The following is a 233-nucleotide window of genomic DNA, read 5'->3' as shown; positions in this document are numbered from 1 at the left end:
CGTCTCAAGGAAGACCATATGCGCAATGGCCAACTTAAACCCGCCTACAACGTCCAGATGGGAACAGAAAACCAGTTTATCCTCGGGTACAGCGTGCACCAAAACCGAACCGACGCGGGTTGCTTGATTCCCCATTTGGAACGCCTGCGCACGCTAGTGGGCCGATTGCCACAGACCATCGTCGCCGATGCCGGCTATGGCAGTGAGGAGAATTTCGCTTACGTGGAAAAGCA

1 protein-coding gene is annotated in these 233 nt (G+C 54.9%); it reads left to right on the top strand.

Annotated features, from left to right (window positions below; translation table 11 throughout):
* Positions 1-233 (top strand): transposase (locus HIJ39_RS23595; protein WP_169103432.1); only part of this gene is annotated, 233 nt, incomplete at both ends.

This window comes from Sulfobacillus harzensis (assembly GCF_012933365.1).
GTDB classification, from domain to species: domain Bacteria; phylum Bacillota; class Sulfobacillia; order Sulfobacillales; family Sulfobacillaceae; genus Sulfobacillus_B; species Sulfobacillus_B harzensis.
This window is presented reverse-complemented; position numbering and strand designations above follow the sequence as displayed.